The organism is Staphylococcus sp. FSL H8-0121 (assembly GCF_038008425.1).
GTDB lineage: Bacteria > Bacillota > Bacilli > Staphylococcales > Staphylococcaceae > Staphylococcus > Staphylococcus pasteuri.
Genome location: NZ_JBBOZB010000003.1, coordinates 134115 through 153293 on the forward strand (window position 1 = coordinate 134115; position 19179 = coordinate 153293).

Here is a 19179-nt window from a genome sequence, read left to right on the forward strand (position 1 = left end):
TAATAAGATGAATTAAAAGTTTGGAGAGACGTATATGTGTACAGGATTTTCATTTTACACAAAACAGCAACATCATTATTTAGCTAGAACTATGGACTTTGCTTTTGAATTTAACGGCATACCAACTGTAGTACCTAGAAATTTTGATTATCAATTTGATTTAGAACCATCTATGAAACTCACTTACGGTTTTGTCGGCACTAATTTAAAGGTAGGTCGATATCGTTTTGGAGATGGTGTTAATGAATGCGGCATCGCTATTTCAAATCATTATTTTACTGGCGAAGCATCTTATAGCAAACATAAACGTTATGGTTATTTTAATTTAGCTCCTGAAGAATTTATCATATGGGTGCTTGGCTTCACTAAAAATATTCAAGACTTAAAGCAAAAAGTCAAAAAGGTCAATATTATGCATGAGAAGAATGAAACGTTGAACATTGTACCACCGCTTCACTTCATTATAACTGACCGTGAAGGTCATACTGTGTCAGTAGAACCACATAATGGTTTGCTTATTGTTAAAGACAATCATATAAATGTGCTTACTAATTCACCCAATTTAGAATGGCACATACAAAATTTAAGAAATTATGCTTTTTTATCGCCTGAAAAGTCTACTAATCATTTAGTAGGCAAATTATTAGTAAAATCTATGGGTGCTGAAGCAGGTACAAATGGATTACCAGGTGGATATACTTCTCCTGAACGTTTCGTAAGGGCAAGTTATTTAAGACATCAACTACCACAATCAAACGATGAAGAACAAAATTTGATTAATTGTTTTAAAATATTAGATTCTGTAAGCATTCCTCAAGGCGCCGTCATTGATGCTGGGGAAACACACTACACGCAATATCAATTAGTAATGGATAGTAAAAATAGTACTTATTTTTTAAAACCTTATTTCACAAACCAAATATTTAAAATTCAATTAAATGAAGACTTACTATCAAAAAATGATATGACATTTATCGATATTGATCATCAGTTAAAAATAACTCATCTTAAATAATTAGATAACATGACAAATAAACTTTATAATATGACACTATTTTATTTTGCTACTATGTGAATCGTGATATGATGGTAACAGTATTAGAAAACATTGGGAGTGAATTCAAATGGCATTAAAAAAAGTATTAACAATTGCTGGTTCAGATACTAGTGCAGGTGCTGGTATGCAAGCTGATTTAAAAACTTTTCAAGAATTAGACGTATACGGTATGGTAGCTTTAACTTCTATCGTAACTATGGATAAAGAAACATGGTCTCATGATGTAACACCATTACCTATGGATGTATTTGAAAAACAACTTGAAACTGCTATTTCTATTGGTCCAGATGCTATTAAAACTGGTATGCTAGGTACAGAAGAAATCATTAAACGTGCTGGTGAAGTTTATGAACAATCTGGCGCTAACTATTTCGTTGTCGATCCTGTTATGGTTTGTAAAGGTGAAGATGAAGTACTTAACCCGGGAAATACTGATGCAATGATTCAATATTTATTACCTAAAGCAACAGTAGTTACCCCTAATTTATTCGAAGCTGGTCAATTATCAGGATTAGGTAAACTAACTTCTATTGATGAAATGAAAAAAGCAGCTCAAATCATTTATGACAAAGGTGCTCAACACGTTATTATTAAAGGCGGTAAAGCTTTAGATCAAGATAAATCATATGACTTGTACTTTGATGGTAAAACATTCTATCAATTAACTACAGATATGTTCCAACAAAGCTACAATCATGGTGCTGGATGCACATTTGCGGCTGCGACAACAGCTTATCTTGCAAATGGTAAATCACCTAAAGAAGCAGTCATTGCAGCAAAAGCATTCGTTGCTTCAGCTATTAAAAATGGTTGGAAAATGAACGACTTTGTTGGCCCTGTTGACCATGGTGCTAACCGTCGTATAGAACAAATTGACGTTCAAGTATCTGAAGTTTAAATATAATCATAGATTTTATTAAATAGACTAGGCTTACACTATCGCATGTTTTGTATAGTGTAAGCCTTTTTCATTCTATTAATCACCTAACTTCTACCTACATATATAGTCGTAGTTGATTATCCAATGATAGACTGAGTTAAAGTTGATACCAAAGCCTCATGTCTAATGGTTGATGAACGTGTATGATATAAAGTGTAGAGAGATAAAGGAGGTATAACAACATGATTATTCATAAACAAGATATCCAAGACGGTATTCCTAAATACGAAATCATTACTAAAAAATTCAAATCAATCACTGTTAAGTTTGATGAAACCTTTAATAAAAATGATATCTATCGATTACTCTCTCTACTTGAAAATGACGTCGACAGAATGCATTTCAGTCACGCATGATTGTTATTTTCAGCATCAAGAATCTACAGATTTAAAGTTTAAAAGGTAAAAGATCCATGTTTCAAACGTTCAAACAATGGTTTTAAAGTTTCTTGTCCCCTAACTACAGACACTTTAAATGCCATCATCCCTAAAATACTCATCTTAATAACGATAAAAAGTGCTAATGTTAACCAAAGTTGTCCCCTTTGGTGGTTCAGAGAGAAACTTTGAACCTTCTTAACATTAGCACTTTTCTATTAAAAAAAGAGTCTTATGACAATTGTATTTAACAATTACCACAAGACTCACATATTAATTAAAAGTCTTCTTTTTCTTGTCGTTCTTTTACCCACCATAATGCTTTTTCAGGGTGAGCTTCATAATAAGCTTTATCTTTTTCATTATCTACGTTAGGGTAAGAACCTTTAAGTGACTTACCTGCTGTAGCTGCATGTAATAATGTAATAACTAAGAATCCAATAACACTAATTGCTGTTAAGTAATAAGCTGGTGCTAATACATTACCTGTAGCTTCAACTAACCATGAAGCAATTAATGGTGTTGTACCACCAAATAATGATACAGATACGTTAAATGTTACTGATAATGTACGATATCTAATATGTGTATAGAATATCGTTGGAAGTGATCCTGGCATTGTTGCTTCATAAGTTGATAAGAAGAATCCTAGAATTAAGACACCAATGATAATGAACGGTAATGATTTTGTTGCTAATAATGAAAATGCAACAATACTTAATAACGTTAATCCACCAGTACCGATTAAGAATACTTTCTTTTCACCTATTTTATCTGCCAATTTACCGAATCCTAAAGCTAATGGAATCATAATTGCCATGATACAAGTAATGATGACACTAGTTGTCGTTTGATCTACTTTTGCAACTTGACCTAAATATGTAGGTAAGTATGCTGTCACCATATAGTTCGTAACGTTAAAGAATACTACTGCTACGAAACAAACGATGATATCTTTGTAGTAATAACGAATGATACCAAAGAAATTAATCGTATCTCTTTTCGGAGTTTCTGCAACATCATTTTCAAATACAGGTGATTCTTCCAATTTTCTACGTAAGTATAATCCAAATAAACCTAAGAATAAACCTAAAATAAATGGAATTCTCCAACCCCATGCTTGCATTTGATCATGAGTTAAGAAGAAACTTAATAATGCAATCATAATTGAAGCTGCAATATAACCAGATAATGTACCAATTTCTAATCCACTACCTAAGCTATTACGCTTTTTATCTGGTGAAGACTCTGCAACATATGTCATTGCACCTGCATATTCCCCACCAGTAGAGAAACCTTGTAAAATACGCGCTAATAACAAGAGAATAGGTGCCCATATACCAATCGTGTCATAATTTGGTAGTAAACCAATTGTTAATGTAGACAGTGCCATTAATATAATTGTTGTAGTTAATACAACTTTACGACCGTATTTGTCTCCCACAATACCAAATACGATACCACCTATAGGTCTAAGTAAGAATGCAATCGCTAATGCAGCAAATGTAAATATTTGCTGAATTTGAGGATTGTCGACTGGAGAGAAAAAGTTCGCTCCTATGTAAGCTGTCGTATAAGCATAAACACCAAAGTCAAACCATTCCATGGCATTACCAATACCGGTTGCGACAACGGTTTTTTTCGCTTTTTGAGCGTCGACCATGTTAATATTTTCTTTTTCGAAATCCATGTAATTTAACACTCCTTTGTATGTTACATAATTATACTATGATAGTTAATGTTGTCAAATTGATTCAATTTTATTTAAATTCAAAAATACAAATTTATTCATTTTACAGAAAATTAGTTAAAATAAAAAAATCTATTCAATCAAATCATCCATTAAGAAAAATTATTTAAAACAAATTCTATTTTATCTAATTTTTACAACAATTAACTTTACCCCATCTTCTTTATTCCAAACCGTTATCGTATCCTTATTTTTCATTGAATAATCAATATCTTCATTAATACCAATGGTTCTAAAGTATTTTATTTTATAAGAAGACCATGTTATATCGAGTTTATTCATCACAATATCACAAACTAATTGTCCTGGAACAATATCATCATGGATTTCATTTTTATCGTTTACACGTGCCAAATAGTGTTTTATTAGTTGCTCATTTATCTTCATATTTGATTTACCTTTATAAATATTTGTTCTATATAAATACAATTATTATTATCTTTATTAATTTTCAAAGTGTAGGTGTATTTGATGAAATTTTTGATTTTAAGTACCTCTTTTTTGCGTAATTCTGCTTTATAATTTGTACATGTAACTAATTTATTGGTTTGGTATACTTTTGTTTCTTTCAAATAGATTTTTTCATTTATAAATTCCTGGAACAATGTGAATTCTGGCCATAACTTGGCACAAAATAATTCAGGAACATAACCCTTATATTCCACACCAATAATTTGACAATATCTCATTACCTCCTCTTCATTAAATCGAATTTCTCTTATTTCACTTTGTGTCCCATCGTTCGAATAAAGCTGCATTACCGAGGCCACCTCCTATACCCATAGTAGCTATTGTTCTAAAATTATCTTTCATATAAAACAATCGTGTCACTAAGGCTGCACCACTTGCTCCATATGGATGTCCAGACGCTAAAGCACCACCCCATTGATTTAATTTATAATCTGGTATATTTAATAATTTTTGTGAGGCTAAAACTTGTGCGCTAAATGCCTCATTCAGTTCTATTGCATCAATATCATGAATGGTTAATTCATAACAATTAAGTAAATTCTGTACAGCAGGTACCGGACCAATCCCCAGTATGTTAGGGTCTACACCTTTTGTCATGGCACCCTTAAAATATAGACCATTGTTAAATCCATAATATTTCGCTGTTTCAAGTTCCATAATTAAAACCAATACAGCTCCATCATTCTTCATACAACTATTTCCTACTGTCACTGTACCATTAGGTAATTGTGGCTTAAATCGCGATAATGTTTTTAAATTTAAATTAGGTTTTATACTTTCATCGTCTTCAAATTTTTCACCTTTTACTATTAAAGGGACTATTTCTTGGTTTATATTTCCATTTTCATAATTCAATCTTGTGCGCTGATGACTTTGATATGCAAATTGATCTTGGTCTTCCCGTGATACGTTGTATTTTCTAGCAACGTTTTCAGCTGCTTCAATCATAGTTGGATCCTGTCCCTTTGGTGCAAATGAAGTTTTCTCATAAAATTGAGGGAAATGTTGTTCATATACAGATTGAGGTCGTAGTATTTTCCATGGTGCTCGACTTGTACTTTCTACTCCTCCAGCAAGATAAATTTTTCCAGCTTCACTTTGTATCATTCGACAAGCATAAATGATACTTTCTAACCCCGAACCACATTGTCTATCTATCGTTAATCCTGGTATCGCATCATCAATGCCAGCCTCTAATAAAGATTTCCGTGCAATATTGCCACCATTTCCTACTGTATTTCCTAAAATAACTTCATCTAAATTAGCAATCACTTCTGAATAATTATCTTGATAATAGTTAAATAATGATTTTAATAATTCCTCTGGTTCTAGATGTTTTAATTTACCTCCATATTTGCCAAATGCTGTCCTTTTAGCTGCAACAATAACGGGTTGTTTCATTATTTTAGTTCTCCTGTATTCCATCTTTTTTCCATTTCAAATCGAGATATTTTGCCGCTTCGTGTATACGACATTTTAGTTACCTTCTTTATCTTAGAAGGAATTTCGTACCTATCTATTTTATTCATTAAATACGTTTTCAATTTTCTATAATCTAATTCAATATCGCCTGTATATAGTAAAACAGCAATTTCCCCAAATTTATCATGTTGCTGTCCTATAACAATAGCTTCATTAATTCCATGGATTTTAGTAACTTCGCTTTCTATTTTAGCTGGATAAACGTTTTTACCGCCTATAATCAATCTTGACCCAACTCTTCCTCTTAAATACAAACATTGCTTCTCATCAATATGTGCATAATCACCTGTACTAATCCATTGATAATCATGTAATTCGTTCTCATCATTCACATAACCACTAAACGTCATATTACTTCTGACATATAATCGACCTATACCTTCTTCATCTTTGTTCTTTATTTGGTAATCAACATTTGAAAATAATTTACCAACTGATGATTCGGGTGCGCTTTGGTTTAAGTTATAACTTATAAAACTAGCTTCCGATGTCCCAAAAAATTCTATTAAATTTACATGAGATAACTGTTCTTTTAATTTATAGAACATATGCTTATTTAATTTAGCACCACTACTAAAAATACTAGACAAACATGTTGGCATATCATGATTGGACAATAGTTGATGTAACATGGTTGGCACTAAAAACATCGCAGTAGGAAGTTGAATGGTGTTCAATTTGTCAATGAGTTGTATCGAATTAAAATGATTTTGTCCAATAAACGTGCGACCAGTATAAAGAGCGTATATACAAGCATATAGTGACAATGAGTGTGATAAAGGGCCAGGTGCTACAAATATTTTTTCTTGTCTTTGCATAAGCATTTCATTTTGTTCGAACGAAACAATCCATGACGGTTCGTTACGATAGTAAGCTTTAGGTAAACCAGTTGTACCTGAAGTAAAACCAATATGTAAGATATTAGTTGGATTATCTTTTATTGATGTCAGTTTAACTGCTGAGACTTTCGATATTTCATTTTCCATATTATGAAATGGTATATGATAAGTATTCATAAGCTCTCTAATCATTTTCAAACTCCATTTGCTATCCAATAAACACGGTACACAATCTAAAGACAATAAAGTCAAATAGTCGATAATATTTTTTAATGCATTATGATGGCATAATGCTACCCTGACGCCTTTTGGGATAGAAGTCATTGTTTTTTTGTTTTGGTTTATCAATAAACATATTTCATGGTACGTAACTGTTTCATCATCAATAATCACAGCTGGTTGATCTGATTTTGTTATAGCATATTGTTGTAATTGTCGAAGTAATTCTGACATATTCCCACCTACAAATGTTAACTTATTTGTATATTATATTAACATTTAATTTGTTTCATTGATAAATAAAAAAGTTAGAGCATTTTTAACTGTCATTTTAATGACTTAATACTCTAACTTTAATTGATATATTATTTATTTATCATGTTTGTAAGTTATAAAACTCTAATTATCTCGTCCACTTCACTTAATACATAATCTGGATTTTCACTGATTAAATCTTTTGATGAATGTGAACCCCAAGTTACTGCACAAGATTTAATTCCAGCTGCTTTAGCCATTTGAATATCAAATATAGCATCCCCGATATATATACTATTCGCTGGATTAAGGTTATGATTTTGAAGAATGTACTGTAATCCGTCTGGGTCGGGTTTATAATTTTTCACTTTATCAGAACCAATAGCTTCTTTAATAAATCGACTCAAACCTAAATGTTCTAAATTCCTTTGTAATACATTCGTTTTTTTACTAGATACAACAAACATTTGCTTATTTTGTCTACTTAATTGATCTAGTGTTTCTGCTATTCCTGAGTATGAACATAAATACCTCGCCTCGAATTGTTGGTAATGTTCTCTAAAAAGTTGTATCAGTTGATCTAACGCTTCTTCAGATAAAAAACGATCACTCATCTCCATAAATGACTTTTCAATTGGTATTCCCATATAATGAATAATTTCTGAATCACTTGGTTCTGTTAATCCAAATTGTGCAAAAGCTTCTTTAGTTGCCTCAATTGAGCATTGCTTCGAGTCTGCTAATGTCCCGTCAAAATCAAAAATATAATTATCAAAATTCAAATTATTCACCTCTAAAATATCAAATTAAGGTTTATCTTTTTATTATATAACAAAATTAACATATATTATGCCATAATAAAAGCTGAGACATCTTTCTATGTCCCAGCCTAAATTGATTATTTATTCTAAGTTTGCATGATTATTTTGCATTGTCGTTTCGTCAACATTAAGTTGGTTCATTAAACCAATCACAATACTATCTAAAAAGATTTGAGACGATTGTTCGAATAAACTACCTAATGGTTGATTTGAACCTTCAGCATCATGTTTAGTACCTGCTGGCAATTCAACAACCGTGTCTGCAATTTCACCAATTGCAGAATCAAGTTTAGTAGTTAATAGTACAACTTCTGCTTCCACTGATTTTGCTTTATCAGCTAATAAGCGTAAATGTTCTGTAGAACCTGAACCAGAAATGACAATGAATAAATCGCCTTTTTGTATAGATGGCGTCGTTGACTCACCAATGACAAATGCTTGCTTGCCTAATTGATTCAATCTCATTGCAAAGCTATTTGCAACAAATCCAGAACGACCCTTACCTGCAACGAAGATTCGTGAAGCTTCTGTTACTTCAGAAGCAAATCCGTCGAATTCTTCATCCTTTACGTGAGATAAAGTTCCTTTTAACTCATCTAAAATGAGTTGATAATTATTAAATTTAGTCATAATTACTTACCTTCAATAGCGTCACGACATTGTTTAGCAGCTTCTACAGGATCGTCAGCGTTAGCAATACCGCCACCAACAATAACTAAGTCAGGATCTTCTGCAACAATATCTTTAATAGTATCTGGTTTAATACCGCCAGCTACAGCTACTTTAGAATTTTTAATTACTGATTTAACTTTACGTAAGCTATCTAATGGAGATTGTCCTTCTGCTTGTAAATCATAACCAGTATGGACTGCAATGTAGTCAGCACCCATTTCGTCTAATTCTTTTGCGCGTTTTTCTAAATCTTGCACTGCAATCATATCTACTAATAATTGTTTATCATTTTTGTGTGCTTCTTCTACTGCCGCTTTAATTGAAGCATCTTCAGCTACACCTAAAATTGTTACAACATCTGCACCAAATTTAACTGCTTGGCTAACTTCATAGTCCGCTGCGTCCATGATTTTTAAGTCAGCTAAAACTTTTGCATTGTTAATATTTTCATTTAAATGTTGTACTGCAGGTAAACCTTCATTAATAACGATTGGAGTACCAATTTCAACAATATCAACATATTCTTCTACTTTTTTCGCTAATTCTGCTGCTTCTTCTTTATTTAATAAGTCAATTGCTAATTGTAATTCCATTATAATTCATCCTTTCAGTTTAAACTGTTTTTTCTCTCACATTGAATGAATTACCCTTTAAACTTTTACTTTAAACGAAGCGTATATTTATAAGCTAATCGACATCCGGTGCAGCTGCATCATCTACATATATTTCTACATTAGCATGTGTTTTTAAAATGGTAGATGGAATATCTTCTGATATAGGTTGAGTTAATAAATTCTTTATGGCTTGTCTTTTTTTCTCGCCAAATGCCAATAATATAATTCTTTCAGCTTTAATGATGGATTGAAGTCCCATAGATACTGCCTGTTTAGGCACTTCAGACTCATGATTAAAGTATCTACTATTCGCTTTAATCGTACTTTCAGTTAAATCAACTACGTGAGTTTCACTATCAAAATCTGTTCCAGGCTCGTTAAATCCTATATGCCCATTTTCTCCAATACCTAGCAATTGAACGTCGATAGGCCCCTCTGATTCAATGATTTGATTATATCGTTTCACTTCTTCATCTAAGTTGGAGACATCTCCATTTGGTATATGAATATTTTGACGATTGAAATACGGATACTGATTAAATAAAATTTGATTCATATAATAATGATAACTTTGATTGTGTTCAGGCTCTAAACCAACATATTCATCTAAATTAAATGTTGTTATGTTTGATACATCTAATTGATTTTTCTTTAATAACGAAACTAAATGTTCATAAACATTTGTCATAGTTCCACCAGTCGCTAAACCTAAATTACTATTTGGATATTCATCCATTTGTTTAAATAATTCGCAAGCAACATAAAATGATGCTAATTCTTTAGTGCCTAAATTAATAATTTTCATAATAAATCACCTCAAATAATTACTACCAAACAATATAATAACCAACCCCTTAATTACATTTTGGATTATAACACGACACAATATTTTTCCGTAATAAAGTGATATCCCTTCATGAAAATGTTAATATATGGAAATAATTACAAAATTAATTAAATAAATTGAGCAGAGATGTACATTTATTGAGTTGTTTTTAGTAAAATAGACTGATAAACACATTGAATGGTGTAAGGAGTGAACGTGTTGGAACCTATTAAATATGAAGAAGTGATGGATTTATTAACTTCTTATGAAAACAAACCCGTTTACCTACATGTTGAAACAACAAATGGTGCTTATGCTAACCATTTTGATGAACGTGTATTTAATGCTGGTACTTTTTTGAGAAATATTCAAGTAACATTTGAACATGCACAACTTAAAGGTGGAGATAAAGATCCATACCGTATCGGATTAAAACTTCGCGACGGAGGTTGGATTTATGTTCAGGGACTAACACATTATGAAGTTAACCAAAATAATGAATGTCTCATAGCTGGATTTAATTATGAAGGACAATTGGCTGCTACATTAGAAATTAGCGATAAGCCATTTACAATATAGAGGAGGTAAGATTCATGACAGATGAAAGACATGTACTCGTTATATTCCCTCATCCAGATGATGAAACCTTCTCATCTGCGGGAACAATCGCAAGTTATATCGAGGCAGGTGTTCCGGTAACATACGCTTGTTTAACTTTAGGCCAAATGGGCAGGAATTTGGGTAATCCTCCATTTGCTACTAGAGAATCATTACCAGATATTCGTGAAAAAGAATTGGAAAATGCCGCTAAAGCGATTGGCATTACTGATTTAAGAAAAATGGGACTCAGAGATAAAACTGTTGAATTCGAACCACATGATCAAATGGATGATATGGTTAAAAATTTGATTGATGAAACTAATCCTTCATTAATTATTTCTTTTTATCCGAAATTTGCAGTTCATCCAGACCACGAAGCAACTGGTGAAGCAGTAGTAAGAACTGTTGGTCGTATGCCAGAGAATGAACGTCCAAGATTAACATTAGTTGCGTTTAGTAATGATGCACCCGATATATTAGGTGAACCTGACATCCAAAATGATATTTCTAAATATAAGGATATTAAAATTAAAGCCTTTGAAGCACATGCTTCACAAACTGGACCATTTTTAAAAGAATTAGCAAGTCCACAAGTTGGTGGAGAAGTTCATAGCTTTTTAGAAATTGAACCATTCTGGACTTATCATTTCGAATCTTAATGGAGGTTAACAATGACAGAATTTGATTTATCTACACGTGAAGGCCGATGGAAACATTTTGGTTCTGTTGACCCTATCGAAGGTACGAAACCCACAACTAAAAATGAAATGACTGATTTGCAAAGTACGCACAAAAACTTCTTATTTGAAATCGAAGAAGTTGGTATTAAAAACTTAACTTATCCTGTATTAATTGATCAATTTCAAACAGCAGGTACATTTAGTTTTTCAACAAGTTTAAATAAAGATGAAAAAGGCATAAATATGAGCCGCATTTTAGAAAGTGTTGAAAAACATTACAATAAGGGTATTGAATTGGAATTTAATACGTTATACCATGTTTTACGAACATTGCAAGAAAAAATGAACCAAAATGCTGCCGGTGTTGATGTTAGTGGTAAATGGTTCTTTGATCGTTTTAGCCCTGTAACTAATATCAAAGCGATTGGAAATGCTGATGTCACTTATGGTATTGCAATTGAAGGTACTAAAGTTACGCGTAAAGAAGTAACTATTCAAGCAGCTGTTACTACTTTATGTCCTTGCTCTAAAGAAATCAGCGAATACTCTGCGCATAACCAACGTGGGATTGTTACAGTTAAAGCATATCTAAACAAAGATGACATAGTTATAGATGATTACAAAGATAAAATTTTAGATGCTATGGAAGCTAACGCTAGCTCAATATTATACCCTATATTGAAACGCCCAGACGAAAAAAGTGTTACTGAACGTGCTTATGAAAATCCACGTTTTGTTGAAGACTTAATTCGTTTGATTGCTGCAGATTTAGTTGAATTCGATTGGATTGAGGGATTTGACATTGAATGCAGAAATGAAGAATCGATACACCAACATGATGCATTTGCTCGTTTAAAATATAGAAAATAAAAAAACAGTCCATCCGATATTTCTATAACGGATGGACTGCCAATATATCATTTATTTGTTAACCTGAGACTTATAAGTAAGTCTCAGGTTATTTTTATTTTGAAATATGCATTTTCTTTTCACCTGGTTTAACAAAGCACATTGCAACAATACTAATCAATGATGCTACTACTGCGGAAACGAACATTGAAGAATAACCATATGATGCTACTAAGTAACCTGTTAATGTTGGTGCAATAACTGTCGCTGTATTAACAAAGAAATGTGTGATACCACCAAATGTACCAGTATTATTTGGTGTAGTATCAATGATAACTGCCCAATAAACTGCGTTTGGTAAGAAAATAAATGCATTTCCTATCATCATCAATATCATCACTGCGACAATACTATGCGTAAATGGAATAATCACGAAACATGTTCCAGCACAAATCATACCAGCTATTGATAAACCTGATCGTGCAATTCTTAAACTTCCCGTTTTCTTTCTAAGCCAATCTGAAAGTTGACCACCAAAGTATGCTGTGAACACCGCACCTATCCAAGGAATCATACCTAAATACCATAAAGAGTGTATTTCAAAGTGATATTCATCTTGTAAGTATTTAGGAGTCCAAGTTAATATCAAGAAGTTCACATATTGGAAACCAAAATAACCTAACATATTACAAATAAGTGTTGTACTTGTGAAAAAGTGATACCATTTTTCTTTAGATTTTTCAGTATCAACTGTCTTTTCAACATTTAAACTATCCTCTGTAGAACGTATTGATTTAAGTTCTTCTTCAGAAATTCTTTTATTATCTTCAGGGTAATCTGTAAATACCTTCGCCCAAATAACTACCCAAACAAGACCTAATAAACCTAGTAAAATAAATAATAGACGCCAATTTGAAATAGTTAAAAAGCCTGAAACTATTGGAGCTGTAATTACTGCGCCTAGAGGGACTCCAATTAATCCTAAGGCAGAAAGTAAGCCTCTTTCTTTTGGTGCTGCCCAGTTCGCATTTGTTTTACTGATTGTTGAAAATATTGGACCTTCAGCTATACCAAACATAACGCGTAGCATACCAAAACCAGCTAAAGCTGAACCACCAAACACTGCTATACCTAGTTCCCCAGCAAATGCCATTCCAATTTCAACTAATGACCAAGCTGTTCCTGCTACAATCCAAACAAATTTTGGCCCTTTTTTATCCGCTGTAATTCCACCTAATAGGGAACCAAACATATAACCATAACCGAAATAGCCAAGAATAGTTCCCCAAGCAATCGTGTCAAATCCAAATTCTTTAATAATATCTTCTTGCGCGTATGAAATGGCTCCCCTGTCAATGTAATTAATCATTGTCATAAGCACAATCATAGTAATAATAAAATAACGATAACGTTTCATTAAGCCCCACCCCTTCATGAACATTTACACTTGTATGTAGTTTATCACACATTTATTTGTAAGCGCTACCACAAATAGTTAGAATTTTAAAACAATTATCCTTAAATTATATAAATCACTTAAATCACACACAATATCATGATATAATTATTGAAGATTTATTTTAAAATTTAAGTTATCCTATTTTTATTAATATTTTTAAATAAAAATGCTATTAAAAAGTGTAGGGAGTTTAAGGGGATTATTATGTTAACAATTAAAGATATATCAACTATTATAGAAGGCTCTTTGTATGATGTTGAACCAAATGAATTAAATAAAGAAATTAACGATTTTGAAACTATTTATAGCTTTGTCAAATCTAAAAATACTGCTTACTTTTCTCCAAACAAAGAAACTTGGTGGAAAGAACTTGGGAGAAGTAAAAACGCTCCAGATGGAAATGATTTAATTGATAAATCTAACGAAAATATTGGCTTAATAATTACTGAAAAATACGTTGAAAATATGGAACATAAAATTCCTCAACTTATCGTTCATGATTCTGTTAAAGCCATTAAAAAACTTGCAACTTACATAAGAAACCAATATAAAAATCCAGTTATAGCTATTACAGGATCGATGGGGAAAAGTTCAACTAGAATGCTAACTTCTTCTTTACTGCAAGATTATAATGTTCTTGAAAATAGAGGGAATAATAATATTAGAGCCGCTATTTATGCTAATATGCTAAAATTGATTAAAAATCCTGACTTTGCCGTAATTGAAACTTCTCTTAATGCTATCAATCATAGGGAAAACACAGCATTATATCTCAAACCAGATATTGCCGTTATTACTGGAATTGGTGCTGCACATTATTCAACATTCAAAAGTATTCATGAAATCGCTGAGCTAAAAGCTCGAATTTTTGCAGGTCTCAATAAAAACGGCATAGCTATTATTAATGGCGACACAATGTTCTTAGATTATTTAAAGCAACAAGCTTCACAATTCACAGAAAATGTACAGACTTATTCAATAGATAATACTAAACCTTCTGATCTAGCACCATCATATATAAATTATTTAAAAGGTGCTATTCAAATTGGTATTGAAAATAATCATGATATTAATGAGTATCAAATCAATACAATAAGTGATGGTATGATTTCAAATACATTAGGTGCATTACTCATCATGAAAAATTTAAATGTGCCTATTAAACCTAAACATCTTTATGATTTTAAACCATTCTCTAAAATATTAAAAATGAAAAAAGTTATAACAAAATCTCATCAGTTAACATTAATTGATGATACTCATAATGCTTCACTTCCTGCCATGATAAATGCAATAAAAGCTTTTGATAGTCAGACTCAATTCTTTAGTGGCAATAAAATTATTGCAATAGGGAAAATTAATGATTTAGGGCATAAGTCTAAAGAAATCCATTAGGAATTAATACCATATTTAACTAATTCAAATGCTGATCATATTCTTTGTTTAGATGATGATTTAAGACCTGTAGTTAATAAAATTAATAATAAAAATATTACATGGTACCCAAACAAAGAATTAATGATTAATGATTTAAAATATTTATGTAATTCAGATTCAATTACATTATTAAAATCTTCAAGTGGTGGTACTGAGTTTCCTGAAATCGCTAAAACTCTTCCACATATATTAAAAAGAATGAATTTACAAAATGAAGAAGAGTTATTTTCTTCAATAAGTAAAGCAGGAAAAAGTTATATTATTGTCGATAATGTAACTAGTAAAATCGAACACGAATATAATACAGAAAATTCTATGACAGTTGAAGGCATGGGTCCACTGCTTTATTACATGAATGCAATTGATGAAAATGCTCAAAACGAAGAATTAGAGTTACAAGAATGGGTAACTAATAACTCAACATTTTTCAAAGGAAAAAAAGTAAATGTATTTAGTTTGCTATCTTCAATGACTAAAGGGCCACATCCGTCAGAAACATATGAACTTGTAGATTATTTATTTGAAAATTTTGCAAATAGAAAGAAATATACAAATTTTGCAATTAATAAATTTAATTTAAGTAATTCTATCGCTATCAATTTAACAGGTAGATTCAGAGTTAAAGAGAGACAAAGCTTTACTGTTGGAGACTTATTCAATATTTACAAAAATTATAAATATAGTTTATTTAAATTCAACAATTACTTCTTAATAGGTTTAAAATATAAAAGTGGATTTATTCGTGGAGATAATAAAACAATCATTTTCACATCATTTGCAAATGAAAATGAAGCGAAAGAAATATTATTTCACTATACAGGAGATGTAAAATGAATAATAAAATAGATGTTTCCATAATTGTTCCTTTATATAATAGAGAAAGCACAATCGCCAGACTGTTAACTAAAATTGCTGAACAAGATTATAATTTAGATAAAATTGAAGTTATTATTTCTGATGATAAATCTACAGATAACTCTTTAAAAGTAGTTGAACAATTTAAATCATTAATACCTAATCTAATTATTTTAGAAAGTAATATGAACTCAGGTGGCGCTTCAGTTCCTCGTAATAAAGCACTGGATAACGCTAACGGAGAATGGGTATTATTTATTGATTCAGATGATTACATTACACCTTATTCTATAAGCGATGCAATGGAAATTGCAAATACAACTAATAATGATATGATATGCATGCCTTATTTCAGAGCAATAAATAGCAATAGACCTATAAGTCGATCCGCCTTTTCATGCAAATATACAAAATCTGATTTAATATTTGAAAATACTAAACTTTATAATAGTTTAAATGTTATAGGTAAATTTATTAAAAGATCTATTATCGAGGATTATAATATTCGCTTTCCAAAAGATATAAAAGTACGTGAAGATAATTGGTTTTTAATGCAAGTATACAGTGTAGTTAATTATATAACCATTTTAGGCTATGAAAAAGATTATTATTTTTATGAAGCTCAAGATGATGTTGCATTGTCAAATTCATCTACGCCTCCTCGAGATGCAGTGAAAATATATTCTGCTGTGTATGATTTTATAGTGAACCAAAATAATATTTCTCAACAAAGAAAGCAAGATTTGCTTACTATATTTTTAAACCGTTATGTTGACATGATTCAACGAGGTCAATATGCTCCAATGAGATTATTTAAACATACAAAAAAAACATTAATTAAATTATTACGTAATCCATTCATTTCAGAAAAGTCTATTACATTCATTGAAAATTTATTTTTGGGAAAATATGACAAGTACCAATAGTTAAATATTTCCAAACCAAATATAATTAATAATAACAATCAAAAAGCACTAAGATGGTTTTTATAAAAAACCGTCTTAGTGCTCATTTTTGTTAATTCTTTGTAACACTATAAGTACAATCATATATTTAATAACTAAGCCATTTTAATGTATTAGTGAATGCAAATCAATATACATAAAATGCTTAGCGAATTTAACCATATATAAGATTGCAATGACTAATGCAACAATAAATCCAGCTGTTTTATATTTCTTTTTTTCTTCTTTTTCTTCTTTTTTATCACTATTCATATATTCAATTAATTCAGCTTCAATTTCTTTATCTAATTCAGATTTTTCATCATCATTATTAATATTTTTTTCGTTCTCTTTATTATCCATAACTTATACTCCTTGGTCTTTATTTAAAAACATTTTGATACTGAACATATCCTGAAAGATAGTGTTCAATGTCATCGATCCTCACTCTATAACCATGGTGTTTGATAAAGAAACTACCCAATATTCTTGAAGGATTTTTAAAATACATTGCTAATTCTGGATAAAAGAATCCAGTTCTTTGATAATTAGCTCTTACGTGGATAATATCTATCAATTTTTGTTCATCAATGAGTGAATTAACTAAATCTTCATATCCCTCTGCCTTAGCTTTTTGAACTAATTTATATGTAGCCATTAGCATTTCTAGAAATGTTGGAAAAGTTGTCTCTCTATTTTTAATATAATCTAAATGTGTACTTACATTCTTAATACCAAATTCAAAATATTTTTGTTCTGGACTGATTTGGACAAGTTCATTCGTACAATAACCTAACCAATGGTCATGATATTTCCAGTAATCTTTAGAAATAAATTGATCCACTAAACTCTTAACAGTATTCAACCATTTTTCATTATGATCTTGTTGATATAAACGCATTAAAGCCAATGCTGCTTCTCCATCATAATAAACGATCCTAAATTTTTCTTTAACTGATAAATCTGGATAGTTTAAAACATGGGTAGTATCCCAAGTATTTTCATCAATCATAGACAGAATTCCTTTAGCTACTTTTTGAGCAGCTTCTAGATAATATGGATTTTGTTGTTTTTTTAAGTATTCACAAACAGCAAAAATAAACGACGCATTTTGACCTAGTTTAATTTCATTTGCGTTTTTAGTATTATCAAATACATAAGCATTTCCATTAACTTCATAAATATGATTTTCAATAATATACTCTATAGCTTTTTCTGTTGATTCAAGAGATTCATTCATATAATTTAAACCTTCAATTAATGCATAAGTTGATGATGAATGTCGTAAAATATTATAAAATCCTATCTCTTTATCGAAATGTGGAAAATATCCATATTTAAATTTACCATTATCTTCTAACATATTTTCTAAAAAATGAGCACTACTATTTATTAATTGATCGATTTCATCGTTTAAATTATCAATCTTTCTTAGACCTTTCTTATAACCCTTTGATTCTAGCTCATATACTTGATCATCATCCAAAAAATAAGACTTTGTATAAAATTTAATAACTTCTTTAGATTCATACAATTCATGTGAATATGGTCGTTTATAATTAGTGTATTTTCTAATATAGTTATTAATATTATCTTCTGACAAATAAAACTCCTTTGTCTTTTTAGACGGTCTAACAAATGCATTGACATTAATTTCTTCAGGTAAGAATGTAACATTCCAATTTTTATCTAATGATATTCCAAAATCGATATAATTTCGTCTCGTATTAATCATTTCTTTTTTTAAGTCTTTAAAAAGAACAGTTTCATAATTAGTAACAATATCTAGTTTAATCCAAGTTGGAAACTCGCCTGCTTGTTTCTTATATTTTTGACATATTTTAATTATTTCTCTTTCTAAATAATTAGTTCTTTTTATAATTTTCACTTGAGCTTTAACATTTGGTTTCCCCAAACTCAAAAAAACATACTTTTTAATAATTTCTTTATTTTTTATAAATTCTACTAAATACTTAATTTTACTTTCTATATTCATATTACCCTCCGTACTTTAAACTCTTTATGCTTTTAA

At 30.7% G+C, this 19179-nt stretch carries 21 protein-coding genes; 9 read left to right on the top strand and 12 right to left on the bottom strand.

What is annotated here, in order from left to right:
- Nucleotides 1-34: 34 nt before the first annotated feature.
- The 3 genes from LFT63_RS10955 (at nt 35) to vraX (ending at nt 2353) form a co-directional block, all read left to right on the top strand.
- Nucleotides 35-1015, top strand: a complete 981-nt coding sequence (locus tag LFT63_RS10955; RefSeq protein ID WP_340769172.1) for a choloylglycine hydrolase family protein — start codon at nt 35-37, stop codon at nt 1013-1015.
- Between the two features lie 109 nt (nt 1016-1124).
- Nucleotides 1125-1955 carry a bifunctional hydroxymethylpyrimidine kinase/phosphomethylpyrimidine kinase gene (gene thiD, locus LFT63_RS10960; RefSeq protein WP_108000405.1) on the top strand — a complete coding sequence of 277 codons (831 nt, stop codon included), beginning with the start codon at nt 1125-1127 and terminating at the stop codon, nt 1953-1955.
- 224 nt (nt 1956-2179) lie between these two features.
- Entirely contained in the window at nt 2180-2353 is a 174-nt protein-coding gene (gene vraX / locus LFT63_RS10965; protein WP_017636390.1) for a C1q-binding complement inhibitor VraX, read from the top strand.
- Nucleotides 2354-2651: 298 nt separating this feature from the next.
- Here the strand turns inward: vraX and LFT63_RS10970 are convergent, their stop codons facing one another.
- The 9 genes from LFT63_RS10970 to nagB all read right to left on the bottom strand — a co-directional run bounded on the left by LFT63_RS10970 (nt 2652) and on the right by nagB (nt 10302).
- Nucleotides 2652-4064 carry an MFS transporter gene (locus tag LFT63_RS10970; protein ID WP_017636391.1) on the bottom strand — a complete coding sequence of 471 codons (1413 nt, stop codon included), beginning with the start codon at nt 4062-4064 and terminating at the stop codon, nt 2652-2654.
- Nucleotides 4065-4247: 183 nt separating this feature from the next.
- The gene (locus LFT63_RS10975) at nt 4248-4478 is read right to left on the bottom strand and encodes a hypothetical protein (protein ID WP_326002660.1); all 231 of its coding nucleotides are present in this window, start codon (nt 4476-4478) and stop codon (nt 4248-4250) included.
- A gap of 29 nt (nt 4479-4507) precedes the next feature.
- Nucleotides 4508-4882 (bottom strand): hypothetical protein, encoded by a 375-nt coding sequence (locus LFT63_RS10980; RefSeq protein ID WP_029056372.1) that lies wholly within the window; start codon nt 4880-4882, stop codon nt 4508-4510.
- Nucleotides 4848-5996 (bottom strand): thiolase family protein, encoded by a 1149-nt coding sequence (locus tag LFT63_RS10985; protein WP_340769176.1) that lies wholly within the window; start codon nt 5994-5996, stop codon nt 4848-4850. The genes LFT63_RS10980 and LFT63_RS10985 overlap by 35 nt, the downstream gene beginning before the upstream one ends.
- Complete coding sequence (locus LFT63_RS10990; protein WP_340769179.1) at nt 5996-7369, bottom strand: AMP-binding protein; 1374 nt, start codon at nt 7367-7369, stop codon at nt 5996-5998. Before LFT63_RS10990 ends, LFT63_RS10985 begins: the two co-directional genes overlap by 1 nt.
- Nucleotides 7370-7524: 155 nt before the next feature.
- Nucleotides 7525-8172, bottom strand: a complete 648-nt coding sequence (locus tag LFT63_RS10995) for an HAD family hydrolase (RefSeq protein ID WP_340769182.1) — start codon at nt 8170-8172, stop codon at nt 7525-7527.
- A 120-nt stretch (nt 8173-8292) separates the two neighbouring features.
- A complete protein-coding gene (hxlB, locus tag LFT63_RS11000; protein WP_037555767.1) occupies nt 8293-8841 on the bottom strand; it encodes a 6-phospho-3-hexuloisomerase in 549 nt (182 codons plus the stop codon).
- Between the two features lie 2 nt (nt 8842-8843).
- Nucleotides 8844-9476: a 3-hexulose-6-phosphate synthase gene (gene hxlA / locus LFT63_RS11005; RefSeq protein WP_029056369.1), complete on the bottom strand. Its 633-nt coding sequence runs from the start codon at nt 9474-9476 to the stop codon at nt 8844-8846.
- A 94-nt stretch (nt 9477-9570) separates the two neighbouring features.
- Nucleotides 9571-10302, bottom strand: a complete 732-nt coding sequence (nagB, locus tag LFT63_RS11010) for a glucosamine-6-phosphate deaminase (RefSeq protein ID WP_340769184.1) — start codon at nt 10300-10302, stop codon at nt 9571-9573.
- Between the two features lie 237 nt (nt 10303-10539).
- On the opposite strand from nagB, the gene LFT63_RS11015 reads away from it, so the two are divergent.
- The 3 genes from LFT63_RS11015 to folE2 are packed head-to-tail and all read left to right on the top strand — an operon-like array spanning nt 10540 to nt 12473.
- On the top strand, nt 10540-10902 hold the full coding sequence (locus LFT63_RS11015; protein ID WP_340769186.1) for a YojF family protein: 363 nt from the start codon (nt 10540-10542) through the stop codon (nt 10900-10902).
- 14 nt (nt 10903-10916) lie between these two features.
- The gene (gene bshB2 / locus LFT63_RS11020) at nt 10917-11582 is read left to right on the top strand and encodes a bacillithiol biosynthesis deacetylase BshB2 (protein ID WP_340769187.1); all 666 of its coding nucleotides are present in this window, start codon (nt 10917-10919) and stop codon (nt 11580-11582) included.
- A gap of 12 nt (nt 11583-11594) precedes the next feature.
- Nucleotides 11595-12473 (top strand): GTP cyclohydrolase FolE2, encoded by an 879-nt coding sequence (gene folE2 / locus LFT63_RS11025; protein WP_340769189.1) that lies wholly within the window; start codon nt 11595-11597, stop codon nt 12471-12473.
- Between the two features lie 94 nt (nt 12474-12567).
- On the opposite strand, the gene LFT63_RS11030 is transcribed toward folE2, so the two are convergent.
- Nucleotides 12568-13869, bottom strand: coding sequence for an MFS transporter (locus LFT63_RS11030; protein WP_017636403.1), 1302 nt, complete (start codon nt 13867-13869; stop codon nt 12568-12570).
- Nucleotides 13870-14115: 246 nt separating this feature from the next.
- Here LFT63_RS11030 and LFT63_RS11035 point away from each other — a divergent pair, with 246 nt between their 5' ends.
- From LFT63_RS11035 to LFT63_RS11045, 3 genes are all read left to right on the top strand, one after another.
- Entirely contained in the window at nt 14116-15306 is a 1191-nt protein-coding gene (locus tag LFT63_RS11035; RefSeq protein WP_340769193.1) for a Mur ligase family protein, read from the top strand.
- Nucleotides 15307-15429: 123 nt separating this feature from the next.
- Entirely contained in the window at nt 15430-16182 is a 753-nt protein-coding gene (locus LFT63_RS11040) for a hypothetical protein (RefSeq protein WP_340769196.1), read from the top strand.
- A complete protein-coding gene (locus LFT63_RS11045) occupies nt 16179-17129 on the top strand; it encodes a glycosyltransferase family 2 protein (protein WP_029056366.1) in 951 nt (316 codons plus the stop codon). The genes LFT63_RS11040 and LFT63_RS11045 overlap by 4 nt, the downstream gene beginning before the upstream one ends.
- Before the next feature lie 144 nt (nt 17130-17273).
- Here LFT63_RS11045 and LFT63_RS11050 read toward each other — a convergent pair whose 3' ends face one another.
- Together LFT63_RS11050 and LFT63_RS11055 are read right to left on the bottom strand one after the other, a co-directional pair.
- Complete coding sequence (locus LFT63_RS11050; RefSeq protein WP_029056365.1) at nt 17274-17510, bottom strand: hypothetical protein; 237 nt, start codon at nt 17508-17510, stop codon at nt 17274-17276.
- 19 nt (nt 17511-17529) lie between these two features.
- Nucleotides 17530-19143, bottom strand: coding sequence for a poly(glycerol-phosphate) alpha-glucosyltransferase (locus tag LFT63_RS11055; protein WP_108017248.1), 1614 nt, complete (start codon nt 19141-19143; stop codon nt 17530-17532).
- Between the last annotated feature and the right edge of the window lie 36 nt (nt 19144-19179).